This window comes from Streptomyces sparsus (genome assembly GCF_054776295.1).
The window spans coordinates 1-622 of the sequence record NZ_BAAHCA010001629.1 but is presented as its reverse complement, the minus strand read 5'-3'; the positions used below and the strand labels follow the sequence as shown (position 1 = coordinate 622).

Annotated in this window: 1 protein-coding gene; it reads left to right on the top strand. The window is 73.3% G+C overall.

Annotated features, from left to right (window positions below; all coding sequences use genetic code 11):
- Positions 1-591: DUF305 domain-containing protein (locus ACYVE9_RS30000; RefSeq protein WP_461031007.1), on the top strand; the 591-nt coding region annotated here is incomplete at its 5' end.
- Positions 592-622: the final 31 nt, after the last annotated feature.

Here is a 622-nt window from a genome sequence, read left to right as displayed (position 1 = left end):
CGGTTCGCGGCCCTGCTGGCGACCGCCACCGCCGTCACCGCACTGGCCGGTTGCGCCGGCGGCTCGGGTGAGCCGGCCACGACCGGCAACGCGCCCACCTCGGCGACCGCCTCCGCACAGGCCCACAACACGGCGGACGTCACCTTCGCCGGCGGCATGATCCCGCACCACCGGCAGGCGGTGGAGATGGCGGACCTGGCCCCGGACCGGTCGGCATCGCGACAGGTCAGGCAGCTCGCCGAGGAGATCCGGAAGGCCCAGGAGCCGGAGATCCGCACGCTCTCGAAGTGGCTCGCCTCATGGGGCGAGCCGGTGCCGGCCGCCGACGCGTCGCACGGGGACCACAGCGGGCACGGCATGGCCGGCATGATGAGCGCCCAGGAGATGACCGCTCTGGACAAGGCCTCCGGTGCCGCGTTCGACCGGGCGTTCCTGCGGTTGATGATCAAACACCACGAGGGCGCGGTCGAGATGGCCAGGACGGAGCGGTCCGAGGGCTCCTACGCGCCGGCCAGGAGGATGGCCGCCGACATCATCGACTCCCAGTCGGCGGAGATCACCCGGATGAGGAAGCTGCTCGGCGACGGCTGAGCCACGGCGGCGTGCGGGGCGGTGCGGGGCC